The organism is Streptomyces sp. NPDC045022 (assembly GCF_056432605.1).
This window is the reverse complement of sequence record NZ_JBWKIR010000014.1, coordinates 186,321-201,943: the sequence shown is the minus strand read 5'-3', so window position 1 is coordinate 201,943 and position 15,623 is coordinate 186,321. Positions and strand designations below refer to the sequence as shown.

Genomic DNA, 15,623 nt, shown 5'->3' with positions numbered 1-15,623 from the left:
ACGCTCGGCTGGGAAACCCCAGCCGAGCGCCTGCATAAACTGCTCGCCGTCTGACACAACCGACCACGTGTTGCGACGATCCCTAGAAACCGCCCTCCGTCCCGCGGGGCCCTTCGTCATACCCGCGGCCGTGTGACCCATCCCACACGAAGACCCGGTGCGGCTGGGGCAACCCTTCGGGCTTTTCGCTGATCAAACCTGCCGGATCGACAAACGCTGAGAGGGACCTGCCTTCGGAGGGGGAGGCAGGTCCCTCTTTGGCGTCCGTGCTTCTCCGCCGTCCGTGCTTCTTCGGCGGGCTACTTCTTCGGTGGCACCGCCGGCATCCCCAGGAAGGGCAGCCGCAGCGCGCCGAACGCCTCCGCCGGGACGACCGGGTTCCGCGGTTCCACCGGCTTCAGCCGCTCGTACGCCGCGCCCGGCGCGGGGCGCGGGTCCTCCTCGCCCTTGTTCGGCCAGAGGGACATCGCCCGCTCGGCCTGCGCGGTGATCGTCAGCGAGGGGTTCACGCCCAGGTTCGCCGAGACCGCGGCGCCGTCGACGACCGAGATGCCGGGGTGGCCGTACAGCCGGTGGTAGGGGTCGATCACGCCCGTCTCCGGGGAGCCGCCGATGGGGCAGCCGCCGAGGAAGTGCGCGGTGAGCGGGGTGCCCATCAGCTCGCCGACGTTGCTTCCGGCGAAGCCGTTGATCTCGGCGGCGAGCGCCGTGGCGGCCTCCGTGCCGGCCTTGATCTGCTTGGGGTTCGGGGAACCGTGTCCCTGTCGCGCGGTCAGCAGGCCCTTGCCGAGGCCGCCGGGCTTCAGGTACGTCGTCAGGGAGTTGTCCAGCGACTGCATCACCAGGGCGATGATGGTCCGTTCCGACCAGCGCCGGTTGGAGAGGGAACGGGCGACCAGCAGGGGATGCCGTACCGCGTTCGCCAGCCAGGCCAGCGCCCGGGAGGAGCCCTCCGCGTACGGCACCTGGAGGATCGACAGACCGCCCATGGAGTTGGAGCCCTTGCCGTAGCGGACGGGTTCGATGTGGGTGTTCTCGTCGGGGTGGACCGAGGACGTGATGGCGACGCCCCGCGTGAAGTCGGCCTTCGGCTCGCCGGTCGCCTTGCGGTAGCGGCGGTTGTCGGTCTGCGCGCCGACCAGCGCCTCGGAGTTGGTGCGGGTCAGATCGCCCAGCCGGTTCGACAGGTACGGGAGCCGGCCGCCCGCCTTCATTCGGTGCAGCAGGGTCTGGGTGCCGTAGGTGCCGGCCGCGAGGACGACCTTGCGCGCGGTGAGGATCCGGCCCTCGCCCTTCTTCTTCCGGTCCGTCGGCAGGGTCGCCACCGCGTATCCGCCGCGCGAGTCGTCCGTGACCGACACGACCGTCGTCATCGGGTGGACCACCGCGCCCGCCTTCTGGGCGAGGTGGAGGTAGTTCTCGTTGAGGGTGTTCTTCGCACCGTGCCGGCAGCCGGTCATGCACTCGCCGCATTCGGTGCACGCGTTCCTCGACGGACCGGCACCGCCGAAGTACGGGTCCGCCACCTGCCCGCCCGGCTTCGCCTTCGCCGTCCCGTCGGCGTCCTTGCCGTCGCCGAAGAACACACCGACCGGCGCGAGGTGGAAGGTGTCACCGACGCCCATCCGCTGTGCCGCCGCCTTCAGGTGCACGTCGGAGGGGGTCATGGTCGGGTTGAGCCGTACGCCGAGCATGCGCTGGGCCTGGTCGTAGTACGGCTTCAGCTCCTCCTGCCAGTCGGTGATGTCCTTCCACTGCGGGTCGTCGAAGAACGGCTTCGGCGGTACGTAGAGGGTGTTGGCGTAGTTGAGCGAACCACCGCCGACGCCCGCGCCGGCCAGCACCATCACATTGCCCAGCAGATGGATGCGCTGGATGCCGAACAGGCCGAGCTTCGGGGCCCAGAGGTAGTTCTTCAGGTCCCACGAGTTCTTCGGGAGGCTGTCACGGGTGAAGCGGCGGCCGGCTTCCAGGACGCCGACCTTGTATCCCTTTTCGGTGAGGCGGAGGGCGGACACCGAGCCGCCGAACCCCGATCCGATGACGATGACGTCGTAGTCGTACCCGTCCTCGTCCCGGGTCTGGACAGACTTCTCCTGCGACACGTGCTCTCCTCGTTGAGAACGGGGGCTTGGCTGGACGGAGTTGGCTAACGGAACCGGAATGCCTTCATCAGGCGGAGACTGCGGCTCATGAGGGCGGTGTACTTCTCGTCGTCCATGCCCAGCGAGGGCGCCATCGGCAGCAGACGCTGCTGGGCCACCGTCTGGGCCTCGGTGTACTTGAGGATGCCCTCGGAGCCGTGGCGACGGCCGAGGCCGGAGTCCTTCATGCCGCCCATCGGGGACTGGACGCTGCCGTAGGCGGGCGCGTAGCCCTCGTTGACGTTGACCGTGCCGGTGCGCAGACGGGAGGCGATGTCCAGGCCGCGCCGGGCGTTCTTCGTCCACACGGACGCGTTCAGGCCGTACGGCGTGGCGTTGGCACGCTCGACGGCTTCGTCCGCGTCGTTGAAACGGTAGATCGAGACGACCGGGCCGAAGGTCTCCTCCTCGCACACGGCCATGGAGTCCTCCACGCCGTCGAGGATGGTGGGCTCGAAGAAGTAGGGGCCGATGTCGGGGCGGGCCGTCCCGCCCGCGATCACCTTCGCGCCCTTGGCGACGGCCTCCTCGACATGGCGTTCGACGGTCTTGAGCTGGCGCTCGCCGATCAGCGAGCCCATGTCGGCGCCGTAGGCCAGGGAGCGGCCGAGCCGCATGGCCCGGGTGCGGGCGGCGAAGCGCTCCAGGAAGACGTCGGCGACCGACTCGTGGACGTACAGCCGCTCGATGGAGATGCAGAGCTGGCCGGCCGAGGAGAAGCAGGCGCGGACGGCACCGGCGGCGGCCCGCTCGATGTCGGCGTCGTCCAGCACCAGCATGGCGTTCTTGCCGCCGAGTTCGAGGGAGACGCCGACCAGGCGGGCGGCGGCGCCCTGGGCGACCTCGCGGCCGGTGCGGGTGGATCCGGTGAACGAGACGTAGTCGGCGTGCTTGACCAGCTCCGGGCCGACCACCGGGCCCTCGCCGAGGACGACCTGGAAGACGCCCTCGGGCAGTCCGGCCTCGATGAGCAGGTCGCGGGCCCACAGGGCGGTGAGGCAGGTCTCCGTGTCCGGCTTCATCACCACCGCGTTGCCGGCGACGAAGGCGGGCAGCGCGTCGCCGACGGACAGCTCCAGCGGGTAGTTCCAGGGCGCGATCTGGCCCACGACCCCGCGCGGGTGACGCAGTTCGAGGGTCTTGGTGAGGGCCGGTACGGCGCCCGCGTGGCGCTTCGGACGCAGGTAGGCGGCGGCCCGGCGGCCGTAGTGGCGGGACGCGACGGCGACGGCCAGCAGCTCCTCGTGCGCGTGCAGCCGCGCCTTGCCGGTCTCCAGCTGGACGAGGTCGAGGACCTCGGCCTGCCGCTCCAGCAGCAGGTCGTGGAAGCGGAGCAGAACGGCGGCCCGCTGCCGTACCGGGATCTTCGCCCACACGGCCTGTGCGGCACGGGCCGCCTCGAAGGCGCGCCGTACGTCCTCGGGAGTGGACTCGGGCAGGTCGGCCAGCTTCTCACCGGTGAACGGGGTGTGGTTGGCGGTACGGCCGGAGCCGACGACGCCCTTGGTGAGCTGGGCCACCAGTTCCGGGGTGACCACGTCCGCGGCGGTGCGGGCGCCTTCGGGGGCGGGCGCGAGGGGGTTGGTGGCGGCGATGTCCGGGGCCTGCGTGTCCGTCATGACGCGCAGGGTATGCCGGTACGGAGGCTTTGTGTACCCGTCGGTAACGGGGATTCACCGACCGCTCACACGCTGCCAGTGATCACTGGCAGTGAATGTGCTGATCAGGGCGTTGAGGCGCCGACGAGTACGGTGATCATTCGGCTCCCGGTTTCTTCGCGAGCAGCAGTCCGAGAGCGGTGAGCGGGGTGCGCCGGCGCGGGTCGGCGGGCGGGGCGGGCGCGGACGCCCCGGTCACGGCCGGCGCCTCGGCGTCCGGCGCAGGTGGGGCGCCCGGCGCGGTGTTCGGCTCCGGCACCGGGGGCTGGCCCGGCACCGGCTTCGGCGGCATGTCCGGTACGGGCGTCAGGCCCAGGTACGCACGCAGTGCCGCGTCGACCTCCGCCGCGCCGGGCCGCTCCCCGGGGTCGCCGGCGCGCAGCCGGTCCAGCAGGGGGCCGAGCGGGCCGGGGTGTGTGTCCCCGAGGGCGGTGCGGAGCAGCGCGCCGAGGGACCACAGGTCGGAGGCCGGGCCGGCGCCGGGGCCCGCCGCCCGCTCCGGGGCCACGAACCCGGCGGGTGCTTCCCCCACGTGCCCGTCGCCGATCCCGAAGTCCGTGAGGACGACCCGCCCGGTGCCGGATTCCAGCAGGACGTTGGCCGGCTTGAGGTCCCGGTGCACGATGCCGACGGCGTGGGCGGCGCGCAGGGCGCCGAGTACGGCGAGCCCGATGCGGGCGGCCTCGGCGAGCGGCAGGGGTCCGCGCCCCAGGGCCTCCCGCAGGGACTCGCCGGCCACCAGCTCCATGACGATCCAGGGGGTTCCGGCCTCGGTGACGACGTCGTGCACCGTGACGGCGGAGGGATGCCGCACCCGGGTGGCGGCACGAGCCTCCCGGTAGAGGCGGTGGGCGATGCGCCGGCTCTCCTCGTCGTCGGCCGGATCGCCGGGCAGCAGCGGCTCCTTGACGGCGACACGGGCCTGATCCTGTTCGTCCCGGGCGCGCCAGACGGTCCCGGCCGGGCCGGAGCCGAGGCGCCCGGTCAGCCGGTAGCGGCCGCCGATCAGACGTCCGTCGGGCGGGTGTTCGCCGTCTTCGGTCATGTCACATGAGTACCGTGTGCACCACGTCGTTGTCGAAGCGGGCGGTCAGGCGGCCCATCGGTGCAGGCTGAAGCCGCGGCCCGCCTTCCGCACCTCCACGGCGCCGGCGCCGGCGAAGTGGGCGGGGACCACCAACTCCCGCTCCTCGGCGGCCCGTTCCAGTACCCGCAGCCGGGTGACGGCCGCTCCGCGCGGGTCGGCGCAGAAGCAGCTGTTGCACTCGGGCCGCAGAATCTGCACCGGGCTGTGCAGGAGGTCGCCGACGAACACCGCGCGTTCGCCACGGGACTCGACGCGCAGGACGGCGGAGCCGGGGGTGTGACCGGGGGCCGCCTCGAGTACGAGGTGCGCGTCGATCCGGTACTCGTCCTCCCACACCACGGCCTGCCCGGCCCGGTGCACGGGCGCGATGCTGTCCTCGTAGATCAGCCGGTCGTCGGGGCGTGCCCCGCCGCCGTATCCGCCCGCGGGGCCGAAGTGGTGGTCGTCGGGGGCGGGGATCAGATACCGCGCCCCGGGGAAGGCCGGCACCCACTCGCCGCCGGCGTCCACGGTGTTCCAGCCGACGTGGTCGCCGTGCAGATGGGTGTTGACGACGACGTCGACGTCCCCCGGACGGACCCCGAGCCGCTCCAGCCGCCCCAGGAAGTCCCCCTCCCGCCGGTGGAAGAGCGGATTGCCCGGCCGCTCGCGTCCGTTGCCGACGCCGGTGTCGACCAGCACCGTCCGCCCGCCCCCGCGCACCACCCAGGTCTGGAGCGTCACCACGGCACGGTCGCCGCCGGACTCCCGGTGGTCGGGGACGAGCTGTGCCTCGTGGGCCTCCCACACCTCGGGGCCGCAGTCCGGGACCAGCGTGGCGGCGGGCACGTACGGTCCCTGCCACTCGATCACGCGGCACACCTCGAGGTCACCGATCATGAAGCTCTGTACGTTGTCATCAGCCATACCCGGAACCCTAGGAACCCTGAGTGAGCGATCCAATGCTCCTCCGGCTCGATCGAATACGCCGTCGTCTCACGCACCGCCGTCTCCTACGCTGTCGTCCATGGATGTGGTGAGTGACGCGATATCCGCCGTCCGCGTGGGCAGCCCGTCCTCGAACCGGCTCCGGGTGAGCGGCGACTGGTGCGTCCGGTTGCCGCCGTACGAGGGGGCGGGCTTCCATGTCGTCCTGAGCGGCGCCTGCCTGCTCCTGCCGGACGGGGGCGGTGATCCGGTGACCCTGGGTCCGGGGGACGTGGTGCTGCTCCCGTACGGGGCGGGGCACGTGCTGGCGGACCCGGCGGCGGGAGCGGCCGAGGTGCGGCGGGCAGTCCTCCTCGAGGAGGTGCGGGACACCGACGTACGGCTTCCCGGAGCCGGACCCGAGGTGGAGCTGCTGTGCGGCAAGTACCGTCTCGACCGCAGCCGCGCGCACCCGCTGATGGCGGAGCTGCCGCAGGTGGTCCATCTGCCCCACCGGGTCGGCGATCACCCCGAACTGCGCACGGCGGTCGACCTGTTGGCCCGGGAGCTGGACGAACGCCGTCCGGGGGCCTGCCTCGCACTGCCGAGCCTGCTGGACCTCCTGCTGATCTACCTGGTCCGGGCCTGGATGGCCGAGGCGGAGACGGGCGCCTGGCCGGCGGTGCTGAGCGACCCGGTGACGACGGCCGCGCTGCGCGCCCTGCACTCCGACCCGGCGGCACCCTGGACGGCCGACCGCCTGGCCGCCGAGGCGGGCGTCTCCCGCGCCACCCTCGCCCGCCGCTTCACCTCCCTGGTCGGCCGTCCGCCGATGGCGTACCTGACGTGGTGGCGGCTGACCCTGGCGGCGACCCGGTTGCGCGACTCGGACGCGCCGCTCGCGACGGTGGCCCGGGAGACGGGCTACGGCAGCCCGTACGCACTCTCGCACGCGTTCAGCCGGGAGTTCGGGATCACGCCGGGCAGATACCGCGGTCTCAGGGCTTCGTGATGTCCAGGTTCGCGATCGCCGTCTTCGCCACCTCCCGGCCACGGGCGGTGAAGTCGCCCCTGGCCGGGTAGCCGACGGCGAGCGTGTACAGGTCCCCGGCAGCGGTCCGGTAGTAGAAGATCTGGAGTTCGCGCGGGCGGGGATCCTGGCTGTCGTCGGTCGTGTAGACGATGGTGTTCTTCGCGGCCTGCCTGCCGCGGTACGTGGCCGTGTCGTCCGGGTGCGTCCGCGCGCCCTTGGGCATGTCGAGGCTGTACTCGCCGTCGTTCCTGAACTTCTCGTCCTCGGCGTACATCTGGGACCGCGCGGTGTTCTTGATCTCGTGCAGGGAGTCGTCCGCCTTGCGGGACAGGCGCAGCTCGATCCGGATGCCACCGCTCCAGTCCGCGTACGCCACCCAGTTCCTGTCGGTCTCGTCCTTCTCGGGCCGGTCGGCCTGGTATTCGCCGGGGACCACGAGCGTGGCACCCAGCCCGGCCTCCTGCCGCTTCGCCCAGCCGTCCGGCAGCGGGCCCGCGAAGGGGTCGGCGAGGACGAGGTACACCGCCACCGCGGCGGCGACCAGCGCCGCGCCCAGGCCCAGCCACGCCGTGCGGCCGAAGCGCCGGGAAGGGGCGGCCGGCGCGGTCACCGGCAGGGGCCGGGTCGGCACCGGAGGCGCCGGGGGCCTGCCCGCCTCCTCGAGCAGGGCGCGGACCCGGTCCGCGGCCGGCCGGTGCGCGGGGTCCTTCTGGAGCAGCCCGTTGATGACCTCGGCCAGCGGGCCCGAGGCGGACGCGGGCGGAGCCGGGGTGGCGTTGAGCACGGACTGGAGGGTCGCCGGGGTGTTGCTGCGGCGGAACGGCGAGACGCCCTCGGTGGCCGTGTAGAGGACCACGCCCAGGGACCACAGGTCGCTCGCCGGGCCGGGCCGCTGCCCCAGCACGCGTTCCGGCGCGATGTACTCGGGCGAGCCGACGAAGCCACCGGTGTCCGTGAGTCGTGTGTCGCCCTCGATCTGGGCGATCCCGAAGTCCGTCAGGACCACCCGGCCGTACCGGCCGAGCAGGACGTTGTCGGGCTTGACGTCCCGGTGCAGGACGCCCGCCGCGTGCGCCGCCTCCAGCGCGCCGAGCACCTCCAGGCCGATCCGGGCCGCCTCGCGCGCGTCCAGCGTGCCCTCCTGCAGCGCGCTGCCGAGGGTGCGGCCGCGCACCAGCTCCATCACGATCCACGGCCGGCCGTCGACGACCGCCACGTCGTACACGTTCACCACCGCCGGGTGGTCCAGCCGAGCCGCCGCGCGGGCCTCGCGGCGCATCCGCTCGAAGGCGTTGGCGCGTTCCCGTTCGGGAAGGTGATCCGGTACGCGGGGCTCCTTGACGGCGACCTCACGGTCCACCATCTCGTCCTGGGCCCGCCATACGGTGCCCATCCCACCATGGCCCAGCTTGCCGAGCAGACGGTAACGGCCCGCGATCAGCCGCCCGTCGCCCGGTTCCTGGGCGGGGACCACGCGGGCCGGCACCGCATGGGCTTCCGGCTGCGGCTGCGGGATCGGGTGCGACTGTGGCTGCGGGGTCGGCTGCGGCTGCGGGGTCGGGTGCTGTTGCTGCGGGATCGGGTGTGGCTGCGCCTGCGGCTGCGGGATCGGGTGCGCGTCGGGCGCCGGCCGCGGCTTCGGCGGTTGCAGAACAAAACTCGTCGTGTCGTCGGTCCCGTGGCCGACTCCCCCGTCACTGCTCATGCCTCATCCATATCGCGCCGGCGGCACCCGGAGCCACAGCGAACAGCAACCGGTCACACACCCGTGACCGAGTGACCGTGCGCCGAGGACGCCGGTCAGCCGCCCGGGACCGAGAAGGTGTCGACCGCCACGTCGAAGTACTCGCGCGCCTCGCGCACGTGGCCCACCGGTGCCGACACCCACACGTCGTACATCCGCCCGGCCTCCTCCCAGCACAGGTCGTACGTGTGCCGAGGCCCCTCCGCGGCGCTGAAGCCGTCCCAGCTGAACTCCCACAGCGCGGCGGGGTGTCCGTCGTGCGTGGTCACGGTGACCCGGCCGTCGTGGTAACCGGGGTTGGTGGAGGACCCCTTGGCCGCCATGCGGTCCAGCACCGCGTGCGGGCCTCCCGGTTGCGGCTCGGCGACCTTGACGCCGAGGCGGAAGGTCTCCCCCGGCGAGAGGTAGAAGACGCGCTCGCCCTGGGGACTGCGGGTGAAGTCCTGAGGCACGGCGAGGGAGAAGCCCGCCGGGTCCCGGGCGGTGCGGTAGCCCGAGGGTGCCGTGGGCGAGTCGGCTCCGGTCGGGCCCGTGCCTGCCGGGCGGGTCACGGAGGGGGCCGCGGAGGTGGCGGTGACCGTCCGGCGTGGTGAGGTGGCGGTCGGGGGCGCGCTGGTGCTCGCGCCGGTCCGGGGCGGGGTCGTCGCCGTACCGCCCGGAGTGCCGCCGCCCCCGTCCCCGTCGCGGTGCAGCAGCAGCGCCGCGGCCGACACGCCGGCCCCGGCCAGCGCGGCGACGAGCAGGGCCGCGACCAGCACCCCTCGTGGGGACGGCCGGACGGGGGACTGCGCCGACGGCCGCGGCGCGGCGGACGGGAGCGGGCCGCTGTGCGGGACGTCCTGCTGGGTCGGTGTGTAGGACGCCGGGGCCGGTGGCGAGACCCCGGACCTGGAGGTGTGGCTGCCGGACCCGGATCTGGGCGTACGGCCCCCGCCGTGCCGCTGGGCGCGGGTGTGGCCGTACGGGCCCGCCGTACCGGGACCGTCCGGCGCGTCCGGGGTCCGGCCCGTCTCCAGGTAGGTCCGCAGCATCCGCTCGGCGTCCGCCGCGCCCAGCCGCCGGTCGGGGTCGCGTTCCAGCAGGCCCCGTACGACGGGCAGCAGCGGCCCGGCCTGCGCGGGCGGCCGGATGTCGTCGGCGACGACGGCATGCAGGATGCCGCCCAGCGAGTCGCGCCGGAACGGCGACTCGCCGCTGAGCACCGTGCACAGCAGCGCGCCCAGCGACCACAGGTCGGACTCCGGTCCGGTGCGCAGCCCGGACATCCGTTCCGGCGCGGTGTACTCGGGCGAGCCGACGAAGGACCCGGTCTCGGTGAGCGTGGTGGCGCCCGCGACCTGCGCGATACCGAAGTCGGTGAGCACGACCCGGTCGGTGCCGGACTCGATCAGGACGTTCGCGGGCTTGATGTCCCGGTGCAGCACCCCCGCCTCGTGCGCGGTGTGCACCGCGCTCAGCAGGGCGATGCCGATCCGCGCGGCCTCGGCGGCGTCGACCGGGCCCTGCCGGGCGATCCGGTCGGCGAGCGAGCCGCCGTCCACCAGCTCCAGGACCAGGTACGGCCGTTCGTCCTGCTCCACCACGTCGTGCACGACGATGATGTGCGGATGCCGCAGCTGGGCGACCGCACGGGCCTCGCGGAAGGTGCGGTCACGGCGGCGGCGCGCGTCGTCGTCCGGCAGCGAGTCGTCCGGGAGGAGTTCCTTGACCGCCACCCGGCGGCCCAGCACCTCATCGCTCGCCCGCCATACGACGCCCATGCCGCCGCGCCCGATGCGTGCCTCCAGACGGTAACGGCCCGCGATCACCCGGAAGTCGGCGCCCTCGGTCCCCATGCGCCCCATCATGCCGCACCGGACCCATGCGCTCCGGGGCGCCGATCGGCCAAGCGGCCCGCTCAGCCTGCCATTTTCGGCCGTCTCGGCGTCCCTGCCGTCCCGGCGTGCCTGCCGTCCCGGCGTGCCTGCCGTCCCGGCGTCCCGGCCGTCCTCGCGTTTCCGGCCGGGTCAGCCCGCGGCCGGCTGCTGCCAGCTCTGCAGCACCCACTTGAACTGCTTGCTGATCGTCGCCCAGTCCCCGGCCGGCGAGGACATGTAGATCGCGTACTCGGTGCCCTCCCGCGAGAAGTACGTCTCCTCGATGGCGTGCCGCGGCCCGGCGAGGTAGGCCGAGTCCTTCTTCAGCGCGGTCCAGGTGTACTCCCACAGCGAGCCCTTGCGGTCGCGGTAGATGTTCTCCTTCAGGGTCACGCGCTGGTAGTCGGCCAGCCGCTGGAGCTGCTGCTCCAGATCCTTCTGGTGCAGGCCGGCGTCGGCGAAGTCCGGTGAGCCGTCGATGGCGATGCGAACGAAGTGCCTGCCGTTGTCGGGCGAGTAGTCCACCTGCTTGAGGTCGCCCTGGATGTCGTAGACCTTGCGCTTCCAGCCCTTGGGCAGGGACAGGCCGAAGCCCAGCGGGTCGTCGTGGGACTCCCAGCCGGCGGGAATGGTGCCCTGCCGGCCGGGCCCGTCGCTGCCGCTGCCGCTCGGCGAGGACGCCGGGGGCGGTGCCGTGCCCGCGCTCGTCCCGCTCTCCTGCTCCATCCCGTCCCAGTGCTGGAAGGCCACCGCCGCCCCGCCGCCCAGCACGGCCGCGGCGGCGACGACGAGCGCGAGCGTGCGCAGCCGGCGCCGGGGACGGCCCGTGGCGGGGCGTGCCCCGCCCGTCGGTCCCACGGGTGTGGGCGCCACGGCGGTCGGCCCGGTCGCGGAACGGCCCGCACCCGACGCACCGTCGCCGTAACCGGGGGCGGTCGCCCCCGGGCCGTAACCGGAGGCGGACATGCCGGAGCCATGACCGGAAGGGGCGGTCCCGGAGCCGTAACCCGAGGTGCCCGGTCCGTAGCGGGAAGTACCCGGTCCGTAGCCGGAGTTGCCCGCACCGTAGTCCGTGGCGCCCGACCCGTAGCCGGAGGCGCCCGGCCCCTGGCCGCCTGCCGTGCGGACGCCCGAGCCCTGCGTCGGTACGAAGGCCTGCGCCGCGTTCGGCCGACGGCCCTCCGCCGCCTCGGCGAGCATCTGTTCCGCTTCCTCCGCGCCCGGCCGCTGGGCCGGTTCCTTGCGCAGCAGGGCGGCGATGACCGGTGCGAGCGGACCGGCGTGGTGCGGCTCGTCCACCTCCTCCTCGACGACCGCCTGCATGGTGCTCAGCGGCGAGGTACGGCGGAACGGCGAGCGGCCCTCGACGGCCGTGTACAGCGAGGCGCCGAGCGCCCACAGGTCCGAGGACGGGCCGGGGTCGTGGCCGCGCACCCGCTCGGGAGCGAGGTAGTCGACCGAGCCGACGACCTCTCCGGTGCGGGTGATGGTGGTGTCGCCCTCGATCTGGGCGATGCCGAAGTCGGTGAGCAGGACCCGGCCGTCGCGGCCGAGGAGGACGTTGCCGGGCTTGACGTCCCGGTGCAGCACGCCGGCGGAGTGCGCGGCGCGCAGCGCCCGCAGGACCCACAGGCCGATCCGCGCGGCCTCCCGTGGCTCGACGCGTCCCCGCTCCTTGACCGCGTCGGCCAGTGAGTGGCCCTCGACCAGCTCCATCACGATCCACGGGCGGCCGTCGTGCTCGAGGACGTCGTGCACGGTGACGACGGCGGAGTGGTTGATGCGCGCCGCGGCCCGCGCCTCGGCCCGGGTGCGGGCGAGCAGCACGGCCTGGTCGCTGTCGGAGACGTAGAGAGCGGCGGTCAACTCCTTGATGGCGACCGCCCGGTGCAGCACCTCGTCGTGGGCGCGCCACACCCGGCCCATGCCGCCGCTGCCGATGGAATCGGCAAGCCGGTAGCGGCCCGCTATGAGCAGGCCCTGCATCTGATTCACGTTGCCCCGCAATGTTCTTGACAGGGTCAGAGTAAGGACCGGCCTGCCCGCAGGGAACCAGCGGGGTGCCAAGGTGACAGCACTGTGACGGTTGTCGCTCGCGCAGGCGAACGGGAACCGGTCCGGCGCCGCTCACCCGGTATACGGGGCGCTCAACCGGTGTAGCGGTACGTCGCGGTGGCCTGCTCGTACAGCCGCGTCACCTCGTCCCGCTCGGCCTCCGGACCGCGGACCTGGACGATGTGGTAGCGGCCGTTCAGCAGGATCGCCATGTTGCGCACGTACAGGTCGCGCCCCTGCCCGTCGGTCCAGGTGAACTGCCCCTCGGCCATGGTCCGTCCGCCCACCTCGATGGTTCTCAGACCGGTGGCGGTGGCCCAGCTGGAGTCACGGTAGGGCTGGAGTTCCTTCTCCTTGTCCCGCTGGTAGACCATCGGGTCGCCGCCGTAGGCCGCGGAACTGTCCCGTCCGGGTACGAGGATCAGCTCGAACCTGCCGTGCGCGTAGACCACCTGGCCGCTGCCGTTCCTCGGGGTGCGGTCCCAGCCCTTGGCGACGGCGACCTGGAAGCCGTCCGGGTCCTTGCGCAGGGTGAAGCCGTCGGCGACGGAGGGGCCGCCGCCGGTCTGCGTCTCGGTGGCGGGCGCCGACGCCGAGGGGCTGCCGTCCGGCGCGCCGTCCCCGGACGACGGTTGCGCCGACCGGGAGGGGGCGGGGCCTGCCTGCCCGGCGCTGCCGGTACGGTCGCCGCCGGCCGCTCCGCTGTCCTTCTGCTTCGGCATGAACAGCATCGCGTACGCGATCGCACCGGCCAGCAGGAGCAGGATCAGCACGAGCAGGATCCGGCCCAGGCTGCGTGGCGAACCGTCCTCTTCCCGGGCCCGCTTGTGCCGGCCGTGCGGATGGGCCGCGGGCAGTCCGGCGCGGCGGCGCCGCACCAGCTCGCCGCGGCGCCGGACGATCGGCAACCGGCTCGGGTCGGCGGGCGGGACGGGGACGACATGGACACCGGCGTCCGGCTCGGGCGCGGACCGCACCAGCGACCGCAGCCAGCCGCCCAGTTCCTCGAAGTCCAGCCGGTCGGTGGGGTCCTGGCGCAGCAGTGACTCCACGACCGGCCGCAGCGGTCCGCACTCCTCGGCGAACGCGGGCGGCTCGGCGCACACCAGCTGCACCAGCTCGGCCGTCGACTCCTCCGGGTACGGCGCATGCCCCTGCACCGCCCGGAACAACAGCGCGCCCAGCGCCCACAGGTCGGTGGCCGGGCCGATCGGCGCCGCCAGCTGCCAGTTCTCGTGCACGGGCCCGGCCTGTTCCGGCGCCCACCGCTCGGTCACCGGGCCCACGACGGTCATCCGCACCTGCCGCGCCCGCTCGGCGGCCAGCGCGGTGGCGGGCCCCCGGCGTACGGCCCCTGCGCCGGGCTCGCCCCAGCGGGCGGTCGCCTGCGCGGGCAGGGCGGGGGTCAGGGGGGCGGGGGCGATGCCCTGGTCGCCGGGGGTGACGTCGGGGTGGGCGGGCACGGACGCCTGTCCGGCGCGCGCGTTCCCCGGGGCAGGCTCCGCCCGCCGCGCGGCGTCGTCCAGGCCCGTGGGCATACCGCCGGGCCCGGTACGCGGCGAGGCACCGTGCCATGGCGCGCCGTACGGGTCGGCCGTCCGCCCGGGCGGCAGCGCGCTGCCCAGGCCCGCCGAGTACGACGACTGCCCGCCACCATCCGCCCGGTCGGCACCGGCATCACCCTCGACGGGCGGCCGGGCACCGGGCAGGGCGGCCCGGTACGGGTCGGCCGTCCGCCCGGGCGGCAGCGCGCTGCCCAGCCCCACCGAGTACGACGACTGCCCGCCACCATCCGCCCGATCGGCACCGGCATCACCCTCGACGGGCGGCCGGGCACCGGGCAGGGCGGCGCGGTACGGGTCGGCCGTCCGCCCGGGCGGCAGCGCGCTGCCCGACCCCACCGAGTACGACGACTGCCCGCCACCATCCGCCCGATCGGCACCGGCATCACCCTCGACGGGCGGCCGGGCACCGGGCAGGGCGGCGCGTCCGTTCTGCTGGGCCTCCTGCACCCGGGCGGCGGCGCGGGCGCCCGCGCGGTAGGCGGCGATGGCCCCGGCCCTGGAGGCACGGATGTCCGCACCGCTCTCCAGGGCCCGCTGTCCCGCCGGAGCGGACGCTCCGGGCGCTCCGGTCCCGCCGGAGACGCCGTTCGCCGCTGGCACCGGCAGCCCTCCGGCCGCCCTCGCCCGGATCGCGGCCCGGCGCGCGGCCTCGGGATCGGCGTCGGCGCCCGGGTGACCGGCCGCACCGCCTGGGCGATCACCGGAACCGGCGGAACCACCCGCGCCACGGCCGCCGGCCGCCGGCATCCCCGGGCCACCGGCGGGACCGCCCCCGGCTCCCGGCTCAGCGCCCGGTACGCCCTGTGTCCCCTCCGGCCCGTCCGGGAACGTCTCCTGAACCGGCACCGGGTCGTATCCGCACAACGCCTCTTCCGCCGCGCCGACCGCGAGACCGGTCAGCATCACGCGGCCGTCGTCGCAGACGAGCACCGTGCGGGCGGTGATGTTGCGGTGGACCCAGCCGTGGGCGTGCAGCACCCGCAGGGCCATGAGCACGTCGGAGGCGACCTCGGCCGCCCGGTACGGCGTCAGCGGCTTCTCGGCGAGCAGCGCGGCCAGCGGACGCGCGGCCACCAACTCGCTGACGACCCATAGCGAACCGCCCTCGGCGAAGACGTCGAAGACCTGGTCCAGGCGCGGATGATCGGGGATGCGGGCCGCCGCCTGCACGGCCTCGACGGCGCGCCGCACCGCGGGGTCGGCGGGGCGCCGGGTGGCGTTCCGGGCCGCCGGCGCCGGGCGCGCCCCACGCGCGCGTGCGGTGAAGCCCTCGGGCAGCCCCTCCGCGTCGAGCACCTCGGCCTCGACGACCTCCGGCAACGGCACCTGCCGGACGAGCACTTCCTGGCCGCTGTAGGTGTCGAAGGCGCGGGTCTCGGTGAGTTCGTACTCGTCGGAGGGCGGCAACGGCAGGCGGTAGCGGTCGGCGAGCACCCGACCCGCGTAGTCGTCCACTTTGCCTCCCCCGGCCGCCCGGTTGGTCACATCCGTTCGCCTCGCGAGCCGTTTCACACACACATCCGGCTGCGTACGGTCCGCAACCATTCACGATACGTGCCGGAGGCAACCCGCATT

General features: G+C 73.9%; 9 protein-coding genes. 1 reads left to right on the top strand and 8 read right to left on the bottom strand.

Translation table 11 applies throughout. The annotated features are described in order from the left end of the window. Positions 1-299: 299 nt before the first annotated feature. The 4 genes from AC07C1_RS25080 to AC07C1_RS25065 form a co-directional block, all read right to left on the bottom strand. Positions 300-2,105: a GMC family oxidoreductase N-terminal domain-containing protein gene (locus AC07C1_RS25080; RefSeq protein WP_478942392.1), complete on the bottom strand. Its 1,806-nt coding sequence runs from the start codon at positions 2,103-2,105 to the stop codon at positions 300-302. A gap of 44 nt (positions 2,106-2,149) precedes the next feature. Next, complete coding sequence (locus AC07C1_RS25075; protein WP_478942390.1) at positions 2,150-3,763, bottom strand: succinic semialdehyde dehydrogenase; 1,614 nt, start codon at positions 3,761-3,763, stop codon at positions 2,150-2,152. Between the two features lie 136 nt (positions 3,764-3,899). Then, a complete protein-coding gene (locus tag AC07C1_RS25070) occupies positions 3,900-4,847 on the bottom strand; it encodes a serine/threonine-protein kinase (RefSeq protein ID WP_478942388.1) in 948 nt (315 codons plus the stop codon). Positions 4,848-4,892: 45 nt separating this feature from the next. After that, complete coding sequence (locus AC07C1_RS25065) at positions 4,893-5,795, bottom strand: MBL fold metallo-hydrolase (RefSeq protein WP_478942387.1); 903 nt, start codon at positions 5,793-5,795, stop codon at positions 4,893-4,895. A gap of 100 nt (positions 5,796-5,895) precedes the next feature. Here AC07C1_RS25065 and AC07C1_RS25060 point away from each other — a divergent pair, with 100 nt between their 5' ends. After that, complete coding sequence (locus AC07C1_RS25060) at positions 5,896-6,807, top strand: AraC family transcriptional regulator (protein ID WP_478942385.1); 912 nt, start codon at positions 5,896-5,898, stop codon at positions 6,805-6,807. Here AC07C1_RS25060 and AC07C1_RS25055 read toward each other — a convergent pair. The 4 genes from AC07C1_RS25055 to AC07C1_RS25040 all read right to left on the bottom strand — a co-directional run bounded on the left by AC07C1_RS25055 (position 6,794) and on the right by AC07C1_RS25040 (position 15,503). Continuing rightward, entirely contained in the window at positions 6,794-8,533 is a 1,740-nt protein-coding gene (locus AC07C1_RS25055) for a serine/threonine-protein kinase (RefSeq protein ID WP_478942383.1), read from the bottom strand. The genes AC07C1_RS25060 and AC07C1_RS25055 overlap by 14 nt on opposite strands. A 95-nt stretch (positions 8,534-8,628) precedes the next feature. Then, positions 8,629-10,407, bottom strand: a complete 1,779-nt coding sequence (locus AC07C1_RS25050) for a serine/threonine-protein kinase (protein WP_478942381.1) — start codon at positions 10,405-10,407, stop codon at positions 8,629-8,631. 171 nt (positions 10,408-10,578) lie between these two features. Next, positions 10,579-12,414 carry a serine/threonine-protein kinase gene (locus AC07C1_RS25045; RefSeq protein WP_478942406.1) on the bottom strand — a complete coding sequence of 612 codons (1,836 nt, stop codon included), beginning with the start codon at positions 12,412-12,414 and terminating at the stop codon, positions 10,579-10,581. Positions 12,415-12,575: 161 nt separating this feature from the next. Continuing rightward, the gene (locus AC07C1_RS25040) at positions 12,576-15,503 is read right to left on the bottom strand and encodes a protein kinase (protein ID WP_478942379.1); all 2,928 of its coding nucleotides are present in this window, start codon (positions 15,501-15,503) and stop codon (positions 12,576-12,578) included. Between the last annotated feature and the right edge of the window lie 120 nt (positions 15,504-15,623).